This is a genomic window from Pseudoalteromonas sp. XMcav11-Q (assembly GCF_040104525.1).
Classification (GTDB): domain Bacteria; phylum Pseudomonadota; class Gammaproteobacteria; order Enterobacterales; family Alteromonadaceae; genus Pseudoalteromonas.
The window spans coordinates 365,341-389,327 of sequence record NZ_JBECOX010000004.1 but is presented as its reverse complement, the minus strand read 5'-3'; the positions used below and the strand labels follow the sequence as shown (position 1 = coordinate 389,327).

The following is a 23,987-nucleotide window of genomic DNA, read 5'->3' as shown; positions in this document are numbered from 1 at the left end:
GGGATATAATCTTGCTTATCTCCGGTCTTGGCGCTTAGTGATACATTGATTTAGAGAGATTTGATTTAATTGATATTCTGCTTCTGATAGACTCAATGAGTTCAATTAGGAGTTGCGTGTGTCACATAAGTTCTCAGTTAAGATATTAATTTATCTTTTATTATTATTTTGTGGGCTGTGGGCAAGTTATTTGTTCAATGTGGCACAGGATGAGGAAAATGTCCTTGGTCAGACTAAAACCAACCTAGAAAAGTTCAATAGTTATGTCCAGACTGAATTTACTCGTTATCAAGCTATCCAAACGCAATTGAGCCTAAGCAATTTGGTGCAATCAGGCTTACAGCAAGCAACCGCTATTAACTCCAATGAACTGGACAGATACCTTCAGGACATTCAAATATCCAGTGGTGCGTCAGACGTTTACCTGCTAGACCTCAGTGGAACTGTGATTGCGAGCAGCAACTGGTATTTACCGCATAGCTATAAAGGCAGCAATTTTGCCTTTCGCCCCTATTTTTACGAAACAATCAAGGGCAATGAGCATGTCTCTTTTGCGCTCGGTTTACGTTCCAAAACCCGTGGCTTCTATTTTGCTAAGTCTGTCTATAAAGACGGCTCGCTTGTGGGCGTGGTGGTGATGAAGGTTAACGCCAGTAAATTTGAATCAGATAAAGCCCAGCTTGATACGGGAACTGATAGCCATTTCTTAATTGTGGACGATAATCATATTGTACTGGCATCTGATGTTGAGCAGTGGCGGTTAGGCTCGTTAGGGGAACTGTCCCCAGCAAAGCGAAAAGAAATTGAATCCTCAAGGCAGTTTGAAAACGAATCTCTGTTTCCGATTGATTGGCGCGTGCTTTCACCAACCAGAGTGAAAACTTCATCTCATGGCAGCGACGCGCTGATGCAAAAGAGGCCGCTTAACAAGCAATACACTCTTTATTTGCTACATGAAGTTGCGCCTATCAAAGCTGCACAGTGGCCGCGGCTTGGGGTAACTGCACTGGTATTGATTTTACTCTTTGTTGTTGTCGAGTACACGTTGAGTAAATTGACAGGATACCGACAACTGCTTTTCAGCCAGCGGAGTCTCGAGGCTGAGGTTGCCAGCCGCAAGCAAGCGCTCGAGCAGGCGCAAGATGCACTGATTCGCGCTGCCAAGTTAGCAACCATAGGGCAGCTCAGCGCCAGCATTAACCATGAAATCAATCAACCGCTTAGTGCCATGAGTGCGTATGTTGCCAGCGCCAAACGGTTGGCTCAAAAGGGAGAAGTGAGCAAAGTAGTCGAAAATATGGTCCTGATCCAATCTTTGATCACTCGAGTGCATAAAATCGTGGCGCAGCTAAAATCATTTAGTCAGCATCATGATAATAAGATGCTGGTGGCCAACCTTAAACACTCTGTAGATAACGCCTTAGTTATAGTTGGGCCTGAACTCAAACGCTACGGTGTAGCAATTCAAAGTGAGGGGCTTGCGTGCAATATCTGGGTCGATCCATTTAAGTTTGAGCAAGTACTGGTGAATATTATTAGCAATGCGTGCCAAGCCATTGTTGAGCAAGATAATAAATGCATTTATATTCGCGCCGTGGAGCACGAAGGCAAGATCCAGCTGTCTATTATTGACTCGGGCGAAGGGATAAAGCAGCATGCTTTATCCAACATATTTGAACCGTTTTACACCACTAAATCAGGTAATGGCTTGGGCTTGGGGTTATCCATTTCAAAACAGATCATTGAATCGTTTCATGGCAAACTCAGTGCCCATAATCATCCGCAAGGTGGTGCCGAGTTTTTAATTAGTTTACACACAAAGAATCCGCAACATGACTGAAGAGAAAACCCTGTTAATCATCGATGATGAACAAAGTATACGAGATGCACTAAAGCAACTGTTTGAAATAGAAGGGTACTCAGTGCAGTGTTTTTCCAGTGCAACGCCTGCATTAAAAAAGCTTTCTCGTCAGTTTAGCGGTGTTGTGCTTTGTGACATCAATATGCCTGAGATCAATGGTATTCAATTTTTAGAGCAGGTAATGCAGTTTGATTCTGAGTTACCTGTGGTATTTCTAACCGGCTTTGCGGATGTTGAAGTGGCGGTAAAAGCTATCCAAAAAGGGGCTTACGACTTTTTTGAAAAGCCTGTGTCAGAGCCGCTACTTGACTGCATAGAAAGGGCGCTTGATAAACGCCGGCTGGTGATGGAAAACCGAGAGCTAAAAGCGCAAGTCAAGAAAAAGTCTGCGCCGGGGGTGCGGATCTTAGGTGAGACAAAACAAATGCAGCAAATGCTACATTTGCTTGATGCCGTGATTGATACTCCTGCTGACGTACTAATTGAAGGTGAAACCGGTACAGGAAAGGAATTGGTGGCGCGATACTTACACGACCATAGCGAGCGCTCAAACCATAACTTCGTCGCCATCAATTGCGGTGCGATTCCAGAAGAGCTGATTGAAAGTGAATTATTTGGTGCCAAAAGCGGAGCATTTACGGGTGCTAAAGAGTCTCGCGAGGGAAAATTTTCTTTTGCCCAAGGTGGCACGGTTTTTTTGGATGAAATCGAAGCCATGTCTGCGGCTTTACAAGTGAAGCTGCTGCGCGTTTTAGAAGAGAGAAGTGTGACGCCAGTTGGTAGCAACACTGCGATAGCACTGGACATTAGAGTGGTTGCGGCGACGAAAGTGGATTTACAAACCTTAGTCGCACAGGGTAAATTTCGCTCGGATTTATTTTATCGACTTAACCTCGTCAAAGTGATGATCCCATCACTTCGTTCCAGAAAAGCTGATATTCCGCTGCTATATAAACACTTTAGCTCCATTGCTGCTACTCGCTTTCATAAACCTATGCAGCCAATTAGCCCTGAATTAGAGGCGCAGCTACTGGCGCAAGACTGGCCTGGGAACGTGCGAGAGCTGAGAAACCACGCCGAGCGCCATATTTTACTCGGTGGTGCGATGGCTGCGAGTAACAACATGCAAAGCAATTTGTCTGATGAAACGTTGAGTTTGGCTGAGAAGGTGAGCTACTACGAGCAATCGTTAATTGAAGAAGCGCTGGCACAAAGCCAAGGTAGCATAAAAGATGCGATGAATTTATTAAAAGTGCCGAGAAAAACCTTGTACGACAAGATGAGCAAGTATGGTTTAAATCGCACTATGTTCACCAATGATGATGGGTGAATTTAGTGACACATTATAGATTTAAGTGTGTGGAAATCCGCACATTTTAGCTGGTGTTAATCTTAGATTTATATTTATCCATATGATTTATATTAAAAAATAAACTCTGGTCTCAGAATTGCGTTGTCTTAAGCGACAATAATCAAAAAATGAGACAAGTTATGACAGCAAGTAAATCTTTAGTGGCGTTGGCAGTTGCCAGTGCAATGCTATCAGCCTCTGCGTTAGCCGCAGACTACAGCATTTATGGTAAAGCAGAAGTTCAAATTGCTAACACAGACGAAGGTGTGATGCGTTATACCAAAGAGGGCACACAAATTGACGCACCATTTTCAAGAATTGGTGTAAAAGGCACTCACGGCTTATCAAGCGATCTAAAACTCGTCTACAAATATGAAGTACAAGTTAAAGGTTTTGAACACGACGATACCACCGAGCCATTTTCAGCAAGAAACACCTATGTTGGCCTTGAAGGTAAATTTGGTACGGTTTTAGTGGGCAGAAACGACACGCGTTTTAAATTCAGTGAAGGGAAAATCGATCAATTTAACGAAACCCAAAGTGATATTGCCCAAGTGCTAGCAGGCCAAGACAGAGTTGGTGATTCAATTACCTATTCTTCACCTAAATGGAACGACTTTTCTTTTTCTCTGACCTACACACCGAAAGACGACGCGAGCAACGACGAAACTGGGTTTGCAGCTACCGCAATTTATGGTGACCGAGCATTAAAAAATAAAGATTACTATGTTGCTCTGAGTCATACCGACAGTATTGGTAATTTGGTTTCCACGCGTATCGCGTTGGCTTACAAGTGGCAAAAGCTACAACTTGGTGCCATCATCCAAGACAGTGAAAATCTAGCGAAAGACAAATCAGGTAATGGCTATGTGCTAAGCGCAAGTTATCAACTCGACGATAATTGGCGTCCGAAGCTACAGTTTGCCAAAGACTCAAGCGGATTACGCCACAGTGAAGATGCGACTCAGTGGACGCTAGGTACAGACTATATTTTTGATAAACAAACTAACTTGTATGTAATGGCAACGCAGCTCGACCTTGAAACACAAGACGATACTAGCATCGCTGTTGGTTTAAAATATAAGTTTTAAAGGTTCAAGATAATGACAGAAGAGAATAAAAAAACGATAAAAACGCAGCTGTTTCTGTGGCTTGGTCCCTTGGTAATGTTACTGATCTGTTTGGTTGAACCACCATCTGGCATGTCGGTTGAGGCATGGAGAACCGCAGGCTTAGCGTTTTGGCTAGCCTCTTGGTGGATAACCGAAGCTGTGCCTATTCCAGCGGCTTCGTTATTACCTTTGGTTATTTCGCCTTTAGTCGGGATTGCATCTATTAAAGCAGTCGCTGCACCGTTTGCGCATCCTTTGATTTATCTATTTCTGGGTGGATTTTTGCTCTCAATCGCCATGGAAAGGTGGGGGCTGCATAAACGCATCGCGCTGAATACCATGTTGTTCGCAGGCACTAAACCGAGTATACAGATCTTAGCGATGATGGGCGTGACAGCATTTTTATCTATGTGGATGTCAAACACGGCAACGGCAGTAATGATGTTACCGATTGCACTTTCGGTTATTCACTTGGTAAAAGAGCAGGGTGGAGATAGCCAAAGCTTTGCTAAAGCGCTATTACTTTCTATCGCTTATGGTGCCAGTATTGGAGGTATTGCAACTTTAATTGGTACGCCACCAAATGCGTTAATGGCTGCATATTTATCCGACAGTTATCAAATAGAGATTGGTTTTGCCACTTGGATGATGATTGGTGTGCCTTTGTCTTTGGTGATGCTGGCATTTGCTTGGTTCTGGTTGACCAAAGTGACTTACAAGGTTGATAAAGAAGAAATCAATGTTGATACTAAGTCGTTATTTACTTCCCAATTAAAAGCACTCGGTGAAATGTCTCGTGCGGAGAAAGGGGTTTTTGCGGTATTTATTTTAGCGGCAGTATGTTGGATCTTTAGACCGCTAATTGGTGATGTTACGGGTCTTAAATTGTCAGATACTGGCATTGCAATTGCCGCTGCACTGTTACTATTTGTTCTTCCTGCTAAGTCGGGAAGTGACGAACGTATTTTAGATTGGGAAAGCGCAGCTAAGGTGCCTTGGGGGATTTTGCTATTATTTGGCGGTGGTTTATCGCTCGCGGCACAGATCAAATCTTCAGGACTTGCCGATTACATCGCTAACTTACTTGTGGGCGCGGATGCCATGGGCTTAGTGCTTGGCGTGCTAGTTGTTGCAGCGCTTATTACGTTCTTAACGGAAATTACCAGCAATACCGCAACGGCTGCAGGCTTTTTACCTTTACTTGGACCTGTCGCTGAATCAATCACGGGCTCTCCTTTAGCTTGGGTTATCCCTGCAGCAATCGCGGCCAGTTGCGCCTTTATGATGCCTGTCGCAACACCACCAAATGCCATCGTATTTGGCTCGGGTGAGATTAAAATTAAAGACATGATCCGAGCAGGGTTTGTTTTGAACTTAGTCGCAATTGGGTTAATTACAATCGTTACCTTGACTTTGGCAAGGAGCATACTAGGGTTTTAAAGTTGCCATTCTCCACAGGCTGTGTCCATCGAAAGGCAACTCGGTCATACGCAGCCTGCCTCTATAGTAATACCAATTGTGTTAACTCTCCAACCTATTTGAAGGGCAAAATACCATATTAGCGTCGTTAAAAATTTCTCATTTAGAACAACTAAATAGCAAAATTTTTGCCTAGCTACTAAAGCTATTTTTCCGCTTCAAAATAGTTCATTTACTTAATACAATTGGTATAATACCTAGCTTTTTGAAGATAGACCCGTTGTTTTTTCCTTGCTATATTCGAATTAGACATTAGCAGGACCTGATAATGATTGAAGATAATACCAGCACTCTAATAGCCACATTTACTCAGTTAAAAAGCCGCTTTAACCAAGATCCTTACCCAGCGCTTGAAAAGCGCTTACGTTTACTAGCGGAAATAAAAGCACGTATATTGCAACGGCAAGATCAATTAGTCGAGGCGGCGGATCAGGACTTTGGTACTCGGAGTCGATTCGATACTGTGATTGCAGACATCATGCCTTGCATTAATTCGATTGATTATATCGCTAAGCACCTGCGCAAATGGAGCAAAGTGCAGCATCGTTCACCCGGTGCGCAGTGGCTACCATCTAAGGCGAAAATTGAGATTGTGCCAAAAGGAGTCTTGGGCGTGATAGCCCCGTGGAATTATCCAATTCAGTTGGCGATTGTCCCCGTGATTACCGCCCTCGCCGCTGGAAACAAAGTCATGCTCAAGTTGAGCGAGTTCACTCCCAATGTGAATGCGGTGATAAGAGCCATTTTTAAAGGATTGGATAATGAAGTGTGCGTCATTGAAGGTGGACCTGATATTGCCACGACTTTTACTGAGCAGCCATTTGATCACTTGCTATTTACAGGTTCAACAGCAGTTGGCAAAAAGGTGATGGCGGCGGCGGCTAAAAATCTCACGCCGGTCACCCTAGAGTTAGGGGGGAAATCACCTGTTATTGTGCTTGATGACGCTGATATCAGCGCCGCTGCGATGAGCGTGTTAATGGGTAAGCTCTCTAATTCAGGTCAAATCTGTGTTGCACCAGATTATGTGTTAGTGCACGAAGAAAAATACGACGCATTTATTGCTGAGCTGGAACAGCACTACGAAAAAACATATAAAACAAAAGTAGGTGTAAAAAACCAAACTTCAATTATTAACGACAGACAATTTCAGCGCTTAAATGACATTATTATTGATGCCAAAAGTAAAGGCGCAAATGTATGGCAAGCTGAGCCGGCATGCGACAACCGTCAGCTCCCTCTGCATATCATTACCCATGTCAACAAAAGCATGAGGGTGATGCAAGAGGAGTTATTTGGAACGATTTTGCCGATACTAAAAATATCCGACTTAAATGATGCGATTAACTACATTAGAGAAGACACCACACCGCTTGCGAGTTATTTGTTTACGCAATCTCAGGTTGCTATGAATAAAGTGTCAAAGGAGCTCGCAACGGGGACTCTAGCGATCAACGAAACCATAGTGCACGTGGTTGTTGAGTCTTTACCCTTTGGTGGCCTAGGTCACTCTGGTATGGGTCAATATCATGGCGAAGAAGGCTTTTATACCTTTAGCCACAAAAAGCCCATTCTCCAATCCAATAATACTAAATGGCGCAACAAGATGTTGCTTAGCCATTCGAAGCTGCTTACAAAGCCTTTAGAGTGGCTATTTTTGAGGAGAAAGTAGCGTTAATGTGTTGAGCGAAGCGCCATTACATATTGAGATCCAATGTACTTGAAATAAGACTTAGCCTGAAATATCACTGGTTATTTTTATGGGACTTTACTATATCAACAGATAAAAAAGCTGATGCTAGAGAGAGTGCTGGCTCAGCCCAATATTCAGGCTAACACGATACAGGATGACAGTTTCAGTCAGGAAGGAGTTCACATGAATACTAAGGTTAAGTTCACAGCTGGTCGTAATATCGCCATGAAGCTGCCGCCTCATCAGTACGAGGCAACACTTCAGTTCTACCGCGATGTCATTGGCCTCAAAGAAATAACAGAGCATGCTCCATCGGTTGGTTTTGAGTTTGGCTCCAATAGTCTCTGGCTCGACAGCGTACCTGGTATCAGCCAAGCCGAAACATGGCTCGAGATTGTTACCAATGATATTGCAGCAGCGTCAGAGCACCTCAAAGCTGCTGGCGTCGTACGCTGTGATGAATTCGAGCCGTTACCTGAAGGATTTCAGGCATTCTGGGTGTCAAGCCCTGCATCGATTATCCACCTTGTTTGCAAAGACTCAGAGTCATGGAAATAGTAACACCTAACACGTGTGAATTTTCACTGTTCAAACCAGCAAATCAATTTTAATTTGAGAGCAGAGATCCTCATCTAACGTTGGAGGATTGATTGAGGTAGGCAACAATGCAGAATCATAGTTAAAAAGAGCTTGAAATTAAAACAGTTAATGACGAGCTGGCACAAAACTCAGGCAATTAATGTTCATTGTTTTCGCTATTTAACTCGTCACTGTCTTGCTGGGCTGCGATTTTCTCACGCTCAGCTTTTGAAATATAACGAGGTTTGTTGCTTTTGTGGAGTTTAGCATTAGCACGTTTGTCTTTTTTCTTTAAGGTTTCGTAAATTTTCTTTTTGCGATTCATTTTCACAGCTCATTATGAATGAAGTGCTAGTTTACCTTAGTGTTAGCGGGTTCAACAATGTAAAAAGATTGCCGCAGTTAACAATGAGCATGACTTTTACCTAGGTGTGATGGTACTAGCTCAATCTCTTAGTAAGGAAAATAATAAGGGCCTCACATGAGACCTTTATTATTTACCACTTTACTTACTTTGTACGTGTTTCTGCCACGTATTTACCGGCTTGAATTCGCTCGTAAATACTATTTGCGAGCTCTTTCGCTTGCTCGATTTGTGAAGGGGAAAGCTGTTTTTCGTCGAGTACTCGGCTCTTTGTGGCTTCAGCATAACCATTAAATTCGGCTAACGTGTTCCATACGTACGAGCGTTCAATATTTTTCTCGACTCCTAAGCCCTGAAAATACATGAGTGCTAAATTAAACATGGCTAAGGTGTAGTTGTTTGCGGCGGCTTTTTCATACCAGTTAAGTGCGTGGCGGTAACTTTGTGGTACACCGTCACCGTTTGCATACATTAGCGCTACGTTAAATTGCGCGGCTGGCATGTTTTTGTTTGCCGCTCTGGTCATTAGCTCAACGTATTTTGAGCGGTCCTTTTTAACGCCGCGACCTTCGTCATACATGACTGCTAGCGCAAACATTGCGTCGGCTTCACCAAGTTTTACGGCCTGTTGAAATAACTCTGCAGCTTTGCGTTGATTTTTAACGACACCATAGCCGCCTTCATACATTACACCGAGTTGATAAATGCCTGGGGCGTAGTTCATTTCAGCTAAATAATTGAATTCTTGTAGTGCTTCTTCGAACCTGCCAGCATTGAGTGCATCTATGCCTTCTTCCAATCCAGCTGTTGCCAAAGGTGCTTGGCTTAAAAGTGCAATGGCGATACATGCTTTTGAAATCCTGCCTAACATCATAGACCTCCTTAAGGTAGCTATGCTAACTATGTTGTTAGTTATTCTAATGCCAGAAACACAGATTTACAAAATACAAATCTAAAATGGCAGATACTGCGTTAATATAAGGTAATAAAAACAAAAATTGAGGCTATGGGATGAAGAAATTAATAGCACTGGCGCTATGTTTACTGTGTTTGGCTGGATGTAGTCAAAGATTGGCCTATAACAACTTAGGATGGTTAGCGAGTTATTATATTTCCGATTATGTTGAGCTGACGGATGAGCAAGAGGAAAAGCTGGAGGCTGATGTAGAATCTTTGGTTGCGTGGCATCGACAGTCAGAGCTACCAAAATACAAATATCATATCCAATCACTGTTGAAGCACTGGCAAACCATGACAGAGAGTGACATGGTGCATATGGTGTATACCACAAGGAACTATTGGTATTCCGTCGTTGAAGCCGTATATCCCAAGTTAGAAACACACCTAAATTCGCTTAACCGTGAACAGCGAGAAATGCTGATAGCCAACATAGAAAAAGAAATGTTGGACGATGACTGGGAGGAAGGAGACCAATTTAACCGCTACGAGCGTTGGCTTGGTGATTTGAGTGATAAACAAAAGGAGCTTATTAACGAATATTACGAGCAAGGCGAGTTTGCGCGTCAGGTTTGGCGTGCACATGAACAAAGACGATTTAGCCAGTTTAAACAAGCCATGATACTGAGCGGAGTCGAGCAGGTTTCACCTGAGCTGTTGCAGCAAGCGATAGTTACTACACCCACAGCGCTGCCTGAGCGCATCCTAGATATTCAAGCAAGGCGAATAAAAGAGTATGCAAATCTCGCTGTTAAACTTAAAGGCACGATGAGCGGCAAACAAAAGAAGCACTTTAAGGAAGAGCTCGAAGAATTACTTGAGCTCTTGGAATCATTGTAGAGATACCTAGCCAAGTAATTTAATTCTGGTTGGCTTGTTTGGTTTAGCATACTCCAAGCGATTAATACGCTTGGTACTGTGATAGCCGTCTAAACTGGAAATCGCGACACAGTCGAGCGCCTCTATATCGATATAGCCGTCTTCGAGTAGAGCGTTTTCTTCAATGTGAAGCGACTCAATTTCGCCTATTACCAGCTCAGTATCGTTGAGCTTGATGATTTGGTGCTCTTTGAGGCTAAGCCCGTATTTTAATCTGCTTTCCTTGACGAATGGAGCAGGAAAAGCATTTAAATACTCGGAGGTTAAACCCGTTTCCTCAAATTCAGATTGATTCTTTTCATATCTGGCTGAGGTTTGATGGGCTGCCGTATAAATTTGAACATTAACTTGATTGATGGTGTATTTTTCAGTCGCTAAGATATTTTCCAATGTGTGCCTAGGTACACTATGAGGCCTAAAAATCACACCCACGAGCGCCGGGCTGGCACCGAGGTGGAAAACGGAGCTGACGATAGACAAGTTTTCTTGACCTGTCTCATCAACCGTTCCAATTAAGTTAGCGCTTTTGAAGCCTGATAGTGAATTTATCATCAATGCGCGATAACGCTCGTCTAAGGTTTTAATATCGTTACTTGAGAAGTATTTCATGCTGTGTTCACCATCCAATTAATTTATTTTGCCAGTCAACATAGCTCACCGTACCATCAGGATGACTGTTTGCGATGATGCCACTAAGTTGATGTGCTACAAATTCCGGCGTAAAGAGTTTTTCGTCCGGGACATTGGCTTGAAAAGGTTTTGAAAGTGGCGTGTCGGTAGTACCTGGATGGAACAAAATGAGCTTAATGTTTTTTGCTCGACGCGCAAGCTCGACTGCTGCGGTTTTAAACATCATATTAAGCGCAGCCTTTGAGCTGCGGTAGCTGTACCAGCCGCCCATCTGGTTGTCACTGATGCTTCCAATACGGGCAGAGAGTGCTGTAACTACGCATGACTGCTTACCTTTTAAGACTGGCAATAAAGCTTGTAACCAAAGCATGGGGATCATGGTATTGATATTAAACAGCGCCATGCTGTATTCAAGATCAATGTCCTCGAGCTTTTTCTCTGGGAATGTATCAAACTCGTCATGGAGTAAGCCATTAAAAATGGTGACACTTTTTACCATTAAGTCCAACTCGAGAATACGGCTCGCAACTTGACGAATTTGTGTTTTAGAATAATCACACTGAAAATGCAGGTTATTGGCATGTGAAGCCGTTTTAGCTTGCCTAGACACCGTGATCATTTTTACGTCGGGATTTTGTTCGGATTGCGCTTGTATAAAGGCATCAGCGATCGCTGAACTTGCACCAATCACTATGATGGCGAAGTTAGTCACGATTGCAATCTCCACTATTTTGTATACTGCATTGATTTGGGACCAGAAGTTTAGAAATTTTCATTCTGTGCCTTGCAAAAAACAGGTAAACGCCGTCTGCAATTGTTCGGATGATGGGTAATCTTAATAATTTGATCCAGCGATGTTTACCAACTTGACTCCAAGCCGCTGCGGTAACATCTAGTCCTAAAATAAGCTTACCTTGGTTATCATAACCGTGGAGTTTAGCCATAGCCGCTTCATGCTCTATCTCAGGAAACTCGCTCGAGAAGCGATCATCATGAATATTCACAAAATCAATTTTATTGTGTTGATCGAAATGCTTAAGTTCATTCATTTCTCTCACACATAGCGGACAGTTACCATCGTAAAATACAATCATTCGCTCACTCGAATAATACTTATCTTTGTCATGTTATTACGTTAACGTCTTGAAAATAGATCGTTCGCAAATCAATTTATTCTCGGTATAGTGGAGTTCGAGTATCTTTTCATCAAGGAGATTGTATGACTGAGCAATACGCAAGCCTACGTAGTAATGTGAGCCTTTTGGGGCAGATGTTAGGGCAAATTATTCAACAAGCGCAGGGTCAAGAAACATTAGACAAAGTTGAAGAAATTAGACACCTAGCAAAATCCTCTAGAAGCGGTAATGATTCAGATAGGCAAGCGCTGATTGACACCTTACGTAGCCTAAGCGATGAAGCGCTACTTCCCGTTGCTCGCTCATTTAATCATTTCTTAAACCTGGCGAATGTCGCAGAACAATTCCACACCATTTCAAAATCAGGCTCTCCAGACGGCGTGATGATCGAAGTCGATAAGGCGCTTGATGAATTGCAAAGTAAAGTTGATGCTGGTGCGCTGACACTAAACGAAGTTGCAGATGTAATAAGCAAACTAAAAATCGATTTGGTGCTAACCGCTCACCCGACGGAAGTAACACGCAGAACCATCATCAATAAACACGTTGAGCTGAGCGAATGTTTAAAAGTGCTTGAGGTGACCTCAGGTGAGGACCCTGTCTACGATGAGGTCATTGACCGCATTGAGCAGTTGATCTCACAAGCGTGGCACACAAGCGATATTAGAGAAAAGCGACCTACGCCGCTGGATGAAGCAAAGTGGGGATTCGCGGTTATTGAAAATAGTCTTTGGGAAGCCGTGCCTAAGTTTGTTCGGTATTTCAACGCCCAAGTGAAAACGCGATTAAATTTACAACTACCCGCCAATTTTAGTCCTATTCAACTCACTTCTTGGATGGGGGGCGATAGAGACGGCAACCCGTTTGTTACTTCTCATGTGACGCAATCTGTGCTTGATCACGGCCGCTGGATGGCGCTTGATTTATATCGTCGAGATCTAGAAATTTTGGGCGCAGAACTCTCTATGAGTAATGCATCCGAAAGCTTTATAGCGCGAGCGGACGGCAGTAATGAACCTTATCGTTATGTACTAAAGCAAGTACGCGCTGAGGTAGAAGAAACCATTGCAGCATTGGAATATAAAATCAAAGGCACGCCCTCTCATTATCAGGACAAGATTAAACAGGTATCACAGATAAGAGAGCCACTAGAGGCGTGTTATCGCTCGCTGGTTGATTGTCGCATGGCTAATATTGCCGACGGTTTGTTGTTAGATGTATTAAGACGAATTGACTGTTTTGGCGTGTCTTTATGTAAGTTAGATATTCGCCAAGATTCCGCCAGACATACCGAAGTGTTTTCTGAATTAACACGCTATTTGGGTCTTGGTGATTATGCTCAGTGGCAAGAAGCAGACAAGCAAGCTTTCTTATTAACCGAGCTAAGCTCGAGACGACCGTTACTGCCACGTCATTGGCAACCTTCTTCCAATGTCCAAGAGGTGCTAGAGACATTTGCAACGATTGCGGATCAAGACCAAAACGCACTCGGCATTTACATTATCTCGATGGCGCAAAGTGCCTCTGATATTCTTGCCGTGCATTTATTACTCCAAGAAAGCGGGTGTAAATTCAACTTACCGGTAGCCCCGCTATTTGAAACACTGGATGATTTAAACAATGCGCAATCAGTGATCAGCGGGTTATTTGAGAACACTTGGTATAAAGGCACGATTGGTGCCAAGCAATATGTCATGATCGGCTATTCCGACTCTGCAAAAGACGCAGGGATGATGGCGGCAGGATGGGCGCAGTATGATGCAATGGAAAAGCTGGTTAACCTTGCTGATGCGAAGGGCGTTGAGCTGGTCCTTTTCCATGGCCGTGGAGGTACGATTGGTCGAGGGGGGGCGCCTGCTGCACAAGCGCTGAGATCTCAGCCTCCTGGTTCGCTAAAAAGTGGCTTGCGAGTGACCGAGCAAGGCGAAATGATCCGCTTTAAATTTGGTTTACCTAAAGTCGCGATGCAAAGTCTATCTATTTATACCAGTGCGATTTTACAAAGTAATTTGTTGCCGCCCCCTCGACCCGAACCTAAATGGGTAGAGGTTATGGAGACGATTAGTGAAGCTTCCTGCAAAAAGTATCGCAGTATTGTTCGAGAGAACCCTGAGTTTGTGCCTTACTTTAGAATGGCAACGCCAGAACAAGAGCTGTCTAAATTACCGCTAGGCTCGAGGCCTTCTAAACGAAATCCAAACGGCGGAGTAGAGAGTTTGAGGGCTATTCCATGGATTTTCGCATGGAGTCAAAACCGCTTGATGTTGCCTGCTTGGCTAGGGGCGAAAGAAGGTCTTGAAGCTGCCGTAGAAACGTTTGGTAAAGACATGCTGCAAGAAATGAGCGCAAAGTGGCCATTTTTTAGAACCCGTTTAGAAATGCTCGAAATGGTATTCTGTAAAGCCGACCTTTGGCTCAGCGAGATGTATGATGCAAGTTTAGTTAGTGACGAGTATATAGGCCTAGGGGATGAGTTAAGAGACAACTTACAACAGGCCATCGAGCTTATTCGCGGCCTTGCGCCAGAGTCGTCGCTGTTGTCACAGCAACCTTGGATCAAAGAATCGATCGGGCTGAGAAATCCGTATACTGATCCTCTAAACTTGTTACAAATAGAACTGTTAAAGCGTGTGCGTGAAGAAACCAATCACGATTTGGAACTGGCACTCATGATCACGATGACAGGGATTGCGGCGGGGATGCGCAACACGGGTTAGTGCAACAATTTGAATAATCTATTTTTGTAAAATTTTACATTTATAAGCATAATAGCTACAAAACCAATCCCAATGGATTGGTTTTTTTATTTTGATTGGTTTTTTATTAGTATATTTATTGACAGTAATTCTCATTGATTTAAAATGCGCGGCTGGTTTTACCAGTCGTTTTATTTGTTTTATTCAAGAATTGTCGGTTGATGGGTCTACGATACATGCACAAAATATCTACTAGCGTCACATTTGATGAGTGTAATGATCTGATTATGATGAAGATCAGAGGCATTGCGAATGCAAACGATGTGGTCTCGGCATACGAGAAAGCCAATCTATACGCAAAAAAGCATAATAGTAGCAAAGTATTAGTAGATGTGAGTGAACTTGAACACCGCTTCGCCGCAATTGATATTGTGAACATAATGCCAAAAGTTGCGCACAATATTGGCAATTTACATATTGCACGCGTCGTTGGTTTTGAAGGTTATATGCATGATCTTTTTCTACAGAAAATTAAGCGTTTTAATATCAGCGCTGAAAACTTTGAGTGTTTTAAATCTGCAAGAGAATGGTTGAGTCGGCTGTAACTCTTGCGTAAACTATCCTGCCATAGATAAACATGACAACAATATGGCAAAGATAGAACCATCAATAAAAAGTGCGTTAACGCAATACGCCATCGCCCATCGTGGAATATTTAGTTATTCCCAATTAGTACAATATCAAAACCGCTTTCACTTATCTCGATCTGAGCTTGAGGCTGCATTACTTGAAGTTGCAGCTGAGTTTGCTACGCCTCCTATTTCACAATTTTATGTTGGTGCCATTGCTTGGGATGATAAATCGCAACAAGCGTTTTTAGGCGCGAATTTAGAATTCTCGCATCAGGCGCTTTCTTTGGTTGTTCATGCCGAGCAAGCGGCAATTAACAATGCGTGGTTAAATGGTGCAACGGAAATCTCTAAAATGACGATTAATGCCGCGCCTTGCGGATTTTGTCGTCAATTTATGAATGAGCTAAGCACGGCAAAGGAGCTTGAAATTTTATTGCCGACAGGCAAAACCTCGTTGTGTGACTTGCTGCCGACTTCGTTTGGTCCGGACGATCTGGGCAACAGTGAAAAGCTCTTTTCTCAAGCGCAACATCTTGCTGCGAATGAAACATCGCCTGCATCAATCAGTGCGGCGCTTTATCGGCATTATCTGCGCGCTTATTGCCCCTACACACACAACCAAAGTGCGGTGGAAATTAAACTAGACACTGGTGAGTGCTTTTATGGGCGTTATGCTGAAAATGCGGCTTATAACCCAAGCTTATCGCCATTACAAAGTGCACTAAGTCAATTAGCTATGTCGGGTAAAGTATTATCTGAGGTAAATGTCGTAGAGATCACTTTGCTAGAAAAACAGGGCAGTGCTAATCAGTTGCAAGTAAGCTTAGCGGTTTTAAAGGCATACAATGCCGAGCATTTGCTTACACATATAGAGATTGAGTAACCACTCAATCTCTACGTTTACTGCTACTACTTCGAAAGTAACAGTTCAGCTGCTTTTAAAACTGCAGTGACAGCTTTCTTTTCAACAGCTTGATGGTCGACATTAGGAATTTCTTGGCGTGTTCTGTTTACCAATACGCCTGCAAGACAAGCTGCCTTCAATCCAAGTGCTGCACACATGGTAAATAACGTCGCAGATTCCATCTCATAGTTCATCACATTAAGCTTTTGCCATTCTGCACACGAACCTTGATACGCTTTTCTGACGTAGCCTGAGTATGTGTCGTAACGTTCTTGCCCTGGGTAGAAAGTATCGCTAGACGCAGTGATCCCAACATGGTGAGTAATGCCCAACGATTCACAGGCTTGTACCATTGCTGAAGTGGTATGAAAATCAGACACAGCAGGAAACTCGATAGGCGCAAAATGCTGGCTAGCACCATCTAAACGCACTGATGCCGTGCTCACCAAAATATCACCTTCATCGATATGTGGTTGAATGGCACCAGTCGTACCTATGCGTAAAAAGGTAGTGATACCAAGCTGTGCTAATTCTTCAACGGCGATTGACGTAGATGGGCCGCCTATACCAGTTGAGCAAATTACCACAGGACTTTCATTTAAAAAGCCAAGGTAAATATGAAATTCGCGAGTTTGTGCTAAGCAGACTGGAGAGTCGAGATATTCAGAAATGCGTTTTGAGCGCTCGGGATCACCCGGAACAATTGCTAGTGAAGCGCCTTGTAGGTCGGCTTTCGTAAGACCTAAGTGAAATACCTTTTCCATAGTAAACCTTAGTTATAATTAAAGCGTAATGTTTATAGTTAACGCCTATCAAGTACAGGACAGATGTCCTATTTAAGTGTGGCGTGTTTAAATTATACCAATCGTATTAAGTAAATGAGCTATTTTGAAGCGGGAAATAATATTAGTAGCACCGCTCTCGCGTCCTGCTACCGCTTTGGCAACTAAATCCATATAGGCAAGGCAAAAATTTTGCTATTTAGTTGTTCTAAATAAGAAATTTTGAACGAAGCTTGTATGATATTTTACCCGTTAAATTGGTTAGAGAATTAACGCAGTTGGTATTATAGCTCAGGATAGCTTGCGGGATTGTCGATGTTCCACTAAACCTTAACATGAGAGCAACAATGAGGAATGGTTATGCCTGCTACACATTCTATAAATAAAGATAACGAATTTGCGCGTTGCTTTGAATGCAACAAAGTTCCAACCTTGGCACCGTTTCACTGGCTTGCATTAGCATTTAAAGATATTGCGAATGCACCATTACTTAGCCTAGTGTATGGACTTATTTTTACCCTAATACCTGCTTTTATCATGTGGTTAGTGTACCAATCGGGTACCCACTTGGTAATTCTGCCTGCCGCTGTCGCCTTTGCGCTTATTGGACCTGCTTTCGCAGCTGGCTTGTATGATGTTGCGTGGGAGTTGGAAAAGGGCCATAAACCAACGTTAACGCATAGTCTTAAATCAATGTTTCGTAATCCCGCTGGCGAGTGGGGGTTTGCGGTGTTACTGATGGTCATTATGATTGTTTGGATGCGCTTAGCTGCGCTTATCCATGCATTATATCCAAATGTTCCGAATCCTACGTTTGAACAGCTTTCGGCATTTTTAGCACTCGGCTCGATAGTGGGAGGCATTTTATTGGTGTGTGTATTTGCAATCTCAGCGTTTACGCCACAAATAATGATGGAGCGCCGAGTGGATATTATGACTGCGGTAATAAGCTCAATGCATGCTGTGAAAGAAAATGTCGGCGCTATGGTGGTATGGTGTGGGATCTTAGTGTTCTTGGTGATGCTTGGTTTTGCAACAGGAACGGCTGGGTTTATCGTTATTATGCCGCTGCTAGCGTACGCAAGTTGGCATGGCTATATCGCTGTAATTAAAACAAAAGTGCCACGCCACTACGAATAACTAAACACCCTCTATGAATAAACAACCGTAGCATCAATGAGCATTGTTGGTACTGCGGTTGACTTCTTATTTGAACCTGTTATATGTGCTGCAACAACGACCTAATGAACAGTCAATGTCTTTCGAAAACGAAGTTAGAGATCAAGCAAGTCTTTTGATTTATAAGGATTTTTATTTTTAATTTGTCGTTTTTACTCATTTTAAGCCAATCGTATTTTGAGTGTTTCGCAATATATAAAGCGCAATAGTGGAGATTTTTCTGGGTCGCATGATTATGCATATAAGAGGGGATAGCGATGTCTGAGAGCAAAAAACAATTCCATAAAAAACTTGAGCACTGTTTATGCCCACCGGGAGATGGTGTGTTTACAGTAAACACAGCGAAAGAAAGAAAAGACGCGCTAAGACAAAAGCTATATGGACAAACAGAGGGTGTCGATACGTTATGGAAAGCCTCACTGGAAAAATTGGGCGAAAGTGAACATAAAGCGGCAATTCTTGGGATCAGTTCAGATTGTGGCGGTGGTATTTTACGCGGCGCCAACTGGGGTCCACTATTTTTGCGTTCGACATTAATAGAGCAACAGCCGCAAACGAGCGCGTTTGACCTTGGCGATGTGCGTGTTATTCCACATTTACTACATGACAAATATTTAAACGAGAGCACGATCAGTAATTGTCAAAAGGCACTTTATGCTGACCCTGAGAGTGATTATTACGTCTCACCATTATCTATTACAGAAGATGTGTGTGATGGCTTTTACGAAAATTACCCAGATAAAGGTGTGTTTGGCATTGGTGGCGACCACTCAATCAGCTACCCGTTAACAAAAGCGTATCTTAAAGCAAAGCGTGCTCGTGGTGTAAAAACAGCGATTATCCATTTTGATGCTCACACGGATTTACTTGTTGAGCGCTTAGGTATCGATTTATGCTTTGGCTCTTGGTGTACGCATATCCTAGAGTTTTTACCTGCACCCCATCACTTAGTACAATTTGGGATCCGCTCGAGTGGCAAACCTAAGTCTCATTGGGAATCTACATTCGGCGTTAAGCAGCATTGGGCTCATGAGATCAGAGAGCGTGGTGCACAAGCGATAGTTGATGAGGTTATTGCGCAGTTAAAGGCTGATGATGTTGAAGAGCTTTATGTCAGCTTCGATATTGACGCACTTGATGAAGAGTTTGCTTCTGCAACGGGGACTCCAGAGGCAGGCGGTATGACTCCAGACGAAGCGATGTTAATTCTACAAGCTCTGCGTGGTGAGTTTAAAATCACAGGTGCAGACATGATGGAAATAGCCCCATTTACCGACAGCTCTCTTGTTGGACAAACGAGCTCAGAAACCACGCTTAAAGAAGGCGCTAAGCTGAGTGCGTTTTTAATTGATGCTATCAACAATAGCTAAAGCAACTAAATAACTAAACAGCACTGTGATAGGCGAAGGCATCTTTGTCTATCACTCATTCACTTCAATAAGTTACTCATAACCCGCATTCACAAGCAGCTATTCTATCTCTTTAAAAATTGCTCAACCTTTAAGTTAAGACTATATTATTCAAGTAGCTATGGGGAGAGTTTCATGAAGGGTGCATACTCTTTTGGTCTTTGTATTTTACTGACGAGTTTCAGTGCGCTTGCCTATACGCTAAATATTGTCACTGAGAACTTTCCTGACTTCCAATACCTTAATGAAAAAGGGGAGCTAATTGGGCGTTCAGCGGATAAAGTTAGGGCAGTGCTTGATGACTCTGGCGTTGATTACACCATCAACGTACTTTCATGGCCTGCAGCCTATAATGCCGCATTAAGAAAAGAAGATACCTGTGTGTTTTCAACAGCCAGAAATACCATTCGCGAAAATGAGTTTAATTGGGTATTTCCAATTGATACGTTTACCACCTCTTTTTATGCACTACGTGAAAGCAAAATCAAGCTGAATAAATTAGAAGATGCTCAAGCTTATCGAACTGCGGTGATCCGAGATAATTTTAGCCACCAATTTTTAATGGAGCATGGTTTTCAAGAAGGGAAACAGCTTATCCTGATTAATTCTTTTGATAAGGTTTTTGAGCTACTCAAGACGCGCAAAGACTTTGTTGATTTGGTGATATTAAGCGATGCCCAGTTTAGGTTTCGAAGTGCAAAAGAGCAAACGGCTCAATTACTTGAGCCGGTATATACGTTAGATCAGTTTAATACGTCTCTTTATCTAGCCTGTAATAAAAATGTTCCCAAGCATATTCTTGATAAGCTTCAGGAGACTTACAACGTGCTTTATGTAGCCAAATAAACTTAGAGAAAACGGGTTATTTTTTTATATCTGGCCACTGAAAGCCGTGGAAGGTATCTAGATACAGTTGCTCCACTTTGGTTCTTGCCCAAGGTGTGCGACGCAAAAACTTGAGACTAGATTTAACGCTTGGATTATCTTTGAAGCAGTTGATATCTACGGCGGCTGCCATTTCTTTCCAGCCTAGTTGCTGTTCAAGTTTTACAATAATTTCTTCTAACTTGATACCGTGAAGGGGGTTATTTGCTTGGGTTGTCATCTTCTACTTCTATATAACTTTAGATATTACGCCTAGTTTACCCTAATTTTATCCGAAATTTCAGGTCTAATTGGTGCCCCAGACGCGTCAGCCTTTACCCACACAAGTTTGCCATTGTCTTCGTTGTACTTTTTCGTTGCACAGACAAACAGCATGTCAAACTGTAGCAATAGTGCGCCTTCGCTATATGACTTTCCTTCATACCAACAGACTTGCTTTGGTATTTCTCCATATAACCTCAAATCAGCGGGCGTTGTAGCCAAAACAGGCAGTGAGATCAAATTAACAGTGATTAAACAAATTAAAAACTTCATCAAATTTGGTTTTTTGAACTAGAGTGTTAAATGACTATAGAAGAATAAGGAAAAATGACAATGGCATTAGACCAAAAATTGTTGGATGAGTTGACCTTACTAGCTAGATTTCCAAGACATAGTTTGCATCAGGGGATAAAAATTCATAGCAGCGCGCCTGAAGGTATACAAGGTGCCGCGATGCGGCTATTTGAAAAAGGGGTCATTGACAGCCCCGATGGGGGTTATTTGACTGATCTTGGTCACGACCTTATTGGCCATTTTGATCATGTCTATAGCGCGTTGAAATAACAAACGTTCATTTGATTGAAAGAGTGATATGCTTAGCATGTCACTCTTTTTAGTTGGCTTATCGTTTACTAGCCTTATTGTGCGTCTAATTGATTTTCAGGCGCCGCATCAGAAAACGCATCAAGCGTATTACAATATTCGTACACTCGACTGATCTTAGGAAATGCAGTCATATCAACTTTAAAACGCAGGGCATTAAACACTTGTGGTACTAAACAAACATCCGCAAGTGTGGGCTCCGTGCCAAAGCAAAATTGACCGTCGCCTATCATAGGCTCGAGCTTTTTAAAGCCTTCGATAACCCAATGGCGATACCACTCATTTTTTTGCTCATCAGATGCACCTAGCTCACTTGAGAGATATTTAAGTACACGCAAGTTATCGATAGGGTGGATATCACAGGCGATGGCGTAGCAAAAGTTTCTTACCTGCGCTTTTTGCCAAGGATCTTGTGGTAGCAATGCTTGGCCTGTTTGGGTTTCTTCTAGCCACTCTAATATCGCTAAAGATTGTGCAAGAACGCCATGCTCAGTTTCAAGCGCCGGTAGCAATCCTTGACCATTTTTACTTAAATATGCCTCGCCGTTTTGCTCCGATTTAAGCAAGTTTACAGGGACTAATTCATGCTCTAATCCTTTAAGATTTAAAGCAATACGCACACGGTAGGCTGCAGATGAGCGAAAATAAGTATAGAGTTTCAACATAATCTTTATGCTCCTTTAAAGTACTTTTTAATGCCTTTCCAGCAATCAGCATAGTTAGGCTGACGTGCTTTGCCTTCTAAAGCATACTTAGTTGGAGAGATAATGTAACGTGACTCAAACATAAACGCGAGTGTGTTTTCATAGCGCTGTGGTGCAAGCTCTGCGTTGCTCGCCTTTTCAAATACATCAGCTTCTGGCCCATGAGGAGACATACAGTTGTGTAGACTCATGCCACCTGGCACAAAACCATGTTCTTTGGCGTCGTATACCCCTTCAATTAAGCCCATAAACTCACTCATGATATTACGGTGATAATAAGGCGGACGGAATGTATTTTCTGCCACCATCCAGCGCGGTGGGAAGATCACAAAGTCTACGTTTGCAACACCTGGCGTGCCTGATGGAGAAGTCAGTACAGTAAAGATTGACGGATCTGGGTGATCAAAGCTTACGGTGTTCATTACGTTAAATCGTGCTAAATCATATTTGTATGGGGCGCTATTACCTGTCCATGCAACCACATCAAGTGGTGAGTGGCCAATCTCACAGCGGAACAAATTACCATTAAACTTTGCAACGAGTTCAAAATCACCTTCTTTGTCCTCAAAGGCGGCAACCGGGTATTGAAAGTCACGTTCGTTGGTATAGCCATTCGCCCCAACAGGGCCTCGCTCAGGCAATATATAAGGGTGTCCGTAGTTTTCACAAATATAACCACGCACCGTATCGCTTAAAAGCTCTACACTGAATTTGATACCTCGAGGGATAACGGCAATCTCACCTGGTTTAATTGCGAGTTTTCCACACTCTGTGTGTAAAATGAGTTCGCCTTGCTGTGGGACGAATAACAGCTCGCCATCCGCATTATAGAAGTAACGACCTTCCATTGATGCGTTAGCAACATATACATGAATACCAATCCCGCTTTGGCCATTGGCACTGCCGTTAGCTGCCATCGTCACTAAGCCATCGATAAAGTCTGTTTTTTCGTGTGGTATATCGATAGGGCTCCAGCGCAACATAGAAGGGGGGGAAACGGCTTCAGTTATTGGTGCCGTGCGCAATAGGCCATTATCCATCGCTTCATATTCACCTTGTAAAACAGAAGGGCGAATACGGTAGAACCAATTTCTACGATTATCAGCACGAGGCGCTGTAAAAGCGGTGGTGTTATATTGCTCCGCATAAAGGTCGTATTTTACTTTTTGCGGTGAAAACTGACCAATAGGCAAAGCGCCCGGCAGTGCTTCACTTTCAAATTGATTACCAAATCCAGTTAAATATTGAAGTTCTTGGCTCATGTGTCTCGACTCCTTTGTGTTTTATAGTAAGATACTCTCATGTGAGAGTATTTTCAATGTTTGTCATCTAGTCGCTCTGTAAAGTAATAGTGACAGTTGGGAGTGTGAAATAATGTCTAAAACTGATAAAAAACTGCTGAATATAAACGAATTTTTGCCATATCAACTTGTTTCACTGTCAACAAAAGTGAGCAATGACTTTGCGCACGTCTACGAACAAAAGGGGGAATTAACGCAGCCACAATGGCGAGTATTATCTCACGCAATACAGACGGAGGGGCTTACTGCAAAGCACATATGCGAATTGGCAAGCATGGATAAATCAACCGTTTCAAGAGCAATTAAGCAGTTACAAGACAGAGAGTTGATCGAGATGTTAGTGAGTCCAAGTGATAAACGTGCAAAAACTATTGCGGTGACAGAGCAAGGAAGAGTGCTTTATCAAGCATTAACGCCGCTTGCATTGGCATGGGAAGCTGAGTTACTTAGTTGTTTTAGCGATGAGCAGAAAGAAAATTTTATTGGGCTGTTAATGACGCTTCAAAATAGACTAGCAAACTGTGATACCAGCAATGCTGATTAATGAAAAAAGGCCAACGATCGTTGGCCTTTGGGAGATTATCTAATTA

25 protein-coding genes are annotated in these 23,987 nt (G+C 42.8%); 15 read left to right on the top strand and 10 right to left on the bottom strand.

Going from position 1 to position 23,987, the window contains the following annotated elements; genetic code table 11:
• Positions 1-118 precede the first annotated feature (118 nt).
• The 6 genes from ABMY45_RS09220 (at position 119) to ABMY45_RS09195 (ending at position 8,054) form a co-directional block, all read left to right on the top strand.
• A complete protein-coding gene (locus tag ABMY45_RS09220) occupies positions 119-1,840 on the top strand; it encodes an ATP-binding protein (protein ID WP_174169305.1) in 1,722 nt (573 codons plus the stop codon).
• Positions 1,833-3,191 carry a sigma-54 dependent transcriptional regulator gene (locus tag ABMY45_RS09215; protein ID WP_211865691.1) on the top strand — a complete coding sequence of 453 codons (1,359 nt, stop codon included), beginning with the start codon at positions 1,833-1,835 and terminating at the stop codon, positions 3,189-3,191. The genes ABMY45_RS09220 and ABMY45_RS09215 overlap by 8 nt, the downstream gene beginning before the upstream one ends.
• A gap of 161 nt (positions 3,192-3,352) precedes the next feature.
• Positions 3,353-4,303 carry a porin gene (locus tag ABMY45_RS09210; RefSeq protein WP_349288786.1) on the top strand — a complete coding sequence of 317 codons (951 nt, stop codon included), beginning with the start codon at positions 3,353-3,355 and terminating at the stop codon, positions 4,301-4,303.
• A gap of 12 nt (positions 4,304-4,315) precedes the next feature.
• On the top strand, positions 4,316-5,764 hold the full coding sequence (locus ABMY45_RS09205) for an SLC13 family permease (protein WP_206471932.1): 1,449 nt from the start codon (positions 4,316-4,318) through the stop codon (positions 5,762-5,764).
• A gap of 307 nt (positions 5,765-6,071) precedes the next feature.
• On the top strand, positions 6,072-7,475 hold the full coding sequence (locus ABMY45_RS09200) for a coniferyl aldehyde dehydrogenase (RefSeq protein WP_174169283.1): 1,404 nt from the start codon (positions 6,072-6,074) through the stop codon (positions 7,473-7,475).
• A 204-nt stretch (positions 7,476-7,679) separates the two neighbouring features.
• Positions 7,680-8,054 carry a hypothetical protein gene (locus ABMY45_RS09195; RefSeq protein ID WP_349288785.1) on the top strand — a complete coding sequence of 125 codons (375 nt, stop codon included), beginning with the start codon at positions 7,680-7,682 and terminating at the stop codon, positions 8,052-8,054.
• 178 nt (positions 8,055-8,232) lie between these two features.
• Here the strand turns inward: ABMY45_RS09195 and ABMY45_RS09190 are convergent, their stop codons facing one another.
• Both ABMY45_RS09190 and ABMY45_RS09185 read right to left on the bottom strand, forming a co-directional pair.
• Positions 8,233-8,400 carry a DUF2986 domain-containing protein gene (locus ABMY45_RS09190; protein WP_227387886.1) on the bottom strand — a complete coding sequence of 56 codons (168 nt, stop codon included), beginning with the start codon at positions 8,398-8,400 and terminating at the stop codon, positions 8,233-8,235.
• A 184-nt stretch (positions 8,401-8,584) separates the two neighbouring features.
• The gene (locus ABMY45_RS09185) at positions 8,585-9,310 is read right to left on the bottom strand and encodes a tetratricopeptide repeat protein (protein WP_010605322.1); all 726 of its coding nucleotides are present in this window, start codon (positions 9,308-9,310) and stop codon (positions 8,585-8,587) included.
• Positions 9,311-9,450: 140 nt separating this feature from the next.
• Here ABMY45_RS09185 and ABMY45_RS09180 point away from each other — a divergent pair, with 140 nt between their 5' ends.
• Positions 9,451-10,236, top strand: coding sequence for a DUF6279 family lipoprotein (locus ABMY45_RS09180; RefSeq protein ID WP_349288784.1), 786 nt, complete (start codon positions 9,451-9,453; stop codon positions 10,234-10,236).
• Positions 10,237-10,242: 6 nt separating this feature from the next.
• Here ABMY45_RS09180 and ABMY45_RS09175 read toward each other — a convergent pair whose 3' ends face one another.
• Genes ABMY45_RS09175 through ABMY45_RS09165 form a run of 3 tightly spaced genes read right to left on the bottom strand, consistent with a single transcriptional unit; the run spans position 10,243 to position 11,999 of the window.
• Positions 10,243-10,884, bottom strand: coding sequence for a flavin reductase (locus ABMY45_RS09175; RefSeq protein ID WP_206471935.1), 642 nt, complete (start codon positions 10,882-10,884; stop codon positions 10,243-10,245).
• Positions 10,885-10,891: 7 nt separating this feature from the next.
• Entirely contained in the window at positions 10,892-11,617 is a 726-nt protein-coding gene (locus ABMY45_RS09170) for an SDR family NAD(P)-dependent oxidoreductase (protein ID WP_206471936.1), read from the bottom strand.
• Positions 11,610-11,999 (bottom strand): DUF393 domain-containing protein, encoded by a 390-nt coding sequence (locus tag ABMY45_RS09165; protein WP_010605326.1) that lies wholly within the window; start codon positions 11,997-11,999, stop codon positions 11,610-11,612. Before ABMY45_RS09165 ends, ABMY45_RS09170 begins: the two co-directional genes overlap by 8 nt.
• Before the next feature lie 125 nt (positions 12,000-12,124).
• On the opposite strand from ABMY45_RS09165, the gene ppc reads away from it, so the two are divergent.
• The 3 genes from ppc (at position 12,125) to cdd (ending at position 16,252) form a co-directional block, all read left to right on the top strand.
• Positions 12,125-14,758: a phosphoenolpyruvate carboxylase gene (gene ppc / locus ABMY45_RS09160; protein ID WP_206471938.1), complete on the top strand. Its 2,634-nt coding sequence runs from the start codon at positions 12,125-12,127 to the stop codon at positions 14,756-14,758.
• A gap of 266 nt (positions 14,759-15,024) precedes the next feature.
• Positions 15,025-15,342 (top strand): hypothetical protein, encoded by a 318-nt coding sequence (locus tag ABMY45_RS09155; protein WP_223192100.1) that lies wholly within the window; start codon positions 15,025-15,027, stop codon positions 15,340-15,342.
• A 43-nt stretch (positions 15,343-15,385) separates the two neighbouring features.
• Positions 15,386-16,252, top strand: coding sequence for a cytidine deaminase (cdd, locus tag ABMY45_RS09150; RefSeq protein ID WP_010605329.1), 867 nt, complete (start codon positions 15,386-15,388; stop codon positions 16,250-16,252).
• A gap of 26 nt (positions 16,253-16,278) precedes the next feature.
• On the opposite strand, the gene udp is transcribed toward cdd, so the two are convergent.
• On the bottom strand, positions 16,279-17,037 hold the full coding sequence (gene udp / locus ABMY45_RS09145) for a uridine phosphorylase (protein WP_010605330.1): 759 nt from the start codon (positions 17,035-17,037) through the stop codon (positions 16,279-16,281).
• A gap of 378 nt (positions 17,038-17,415) precedes the next feature.
• On the opposite strand from udp, the gene ABMY45_RS09140 reads away from it, so the two are divergent.
• The 3 genes from ABMY45_RS09140 to ABMY45_RS09130 all read left to right on the top strand — a co-directional run bounded on the left by ABMY45_RS09140 (position 17,416) and on the right by ABMY45_RS09130 (position 20,489).
• Positions 17,416-18,195: a DUF2189 domain-containing protein gene (locus ABMY45_RS09140; protein WP_010605331.1), complete on the top strand. Its 780-nt coding sequence runs from the start codon at positions 17,416-17,418 to the stop codon at positions 18,193-18,195.
• 296 nt (positions 18,196-18,491) lie between these two features.
• Positions 18,492-19,604: an arginase family protein gene (locus ABMY45_RS09135; RefSeq protein ID WP_349288783.1), complete on the top strand. Its 1,113-nt coding sequence runs from the start codon at positions 18,492-18,494 to the stop codon at positions 19,602-19,604.
• Positions 19,605-19,778: 174 nt separating this feature from the next.
• Positions 19,779-20,489 carry a transporter substrate-binding domain-containing protein gene (locus ABMY45_RS09130; protein WP_239421115.1) on the top strand — a complete coding sequence of 237 codons (711 nt, stop codon included), beginning with the start codon at positions 19,779-19,781 and terminating at the stop codon, positions 20,487-20,489.
• A 16-nt stretch (positions 20,490-20,505) separates the two neighbouring features.
• Here the strand turns inward: ABMY45_RS09130 and ABMY45_RS09125 are convergent, their stop codons facing one another.
• Entirely contained in the window at positions 20,506-20,748 is a 243-nt protein-coding gene (locus ABMY45_RS09125) for a VF530 family protein (RefSeq protein WP_017216709.1), read from the bottom strand.
• Between the two features lie 32 nt (positions 20,749-20,780).
• The gene (locus tag ABMY45_RS09120) at positions 20,781-21,062 is read right to left on the bottom strand and encodes a DUF1496 domain-containing protein (protein WP_010605335.1); all 282 of its coding nucleotides are present in this window, start codon (positions 21,060-21,062) and stop codon (positions 20,781-20,783) included.
• Between the two features lie 60 nt (positions 21,063-21,122).
• On the opposite strand from ABMY45_RS09120, the gene ABMY45_RS09115 reads away from it, so the two are divergent.
• Positions 21,123-21,353 (top strand): TIGR02647 family protein, encoded by a 231-nt coding sequence (locus tag ABMY45_RS09115; protein WP_010373121.1) that lies wholly within the window; start codon positions 21,123-21,125, stop codon positions 21,351-21,353.
• Between the two features lie 74 nt (positions 21,354-21,427).
• Here ABMY45_RS09115 and maiA read toward each other — a convergent pair whose 3' ends face one another.
• Positions 21,428-22,054: a maleylacetoacetate isomerase gene (gene maiA / locus ABMY45_RS09110; RefSeq protein ID WP_029215796.1), complete on the bottom strand. Its 627-nt coding sequence runs from the start codon at positions 22,052-22,054 to the stop codon at positions 21,428-21,430.
• 8 nt (positions 22,055-22,062) lie between these two features.
• A complete protein-coding gene (gene hmgA / locus ABMY45_RS09105) occupies positions 22,063-23,358 on the bottom strand; it encodes a homogentisate 1,2-dioxygenase (RefSeq protein ID WP_010605337.1) in 1,296 nt (431 codons plus the stop codon).
• A gap of 112 nt (positions 23,359-23,470) precedes the next feature.
• On the opposite strand from hmgA, the gene ABMY45_RS09100 reads away from it, so the two are divergent.
• The gene (locus ABMY45_RS09100; RefSeq protein ID WP_349288782.1) at positions 23,471-23,941 is read left to right on the top strand and encodes a MarR family transcriptional regulator; all 471 of its coding nucleotides are present in this window, start codon (positions 23,471-23,473) and stop codon (positions 23,939-23,941) included.
• Positions 23,942-23,987: the final 46 nt, after the last annotated feature.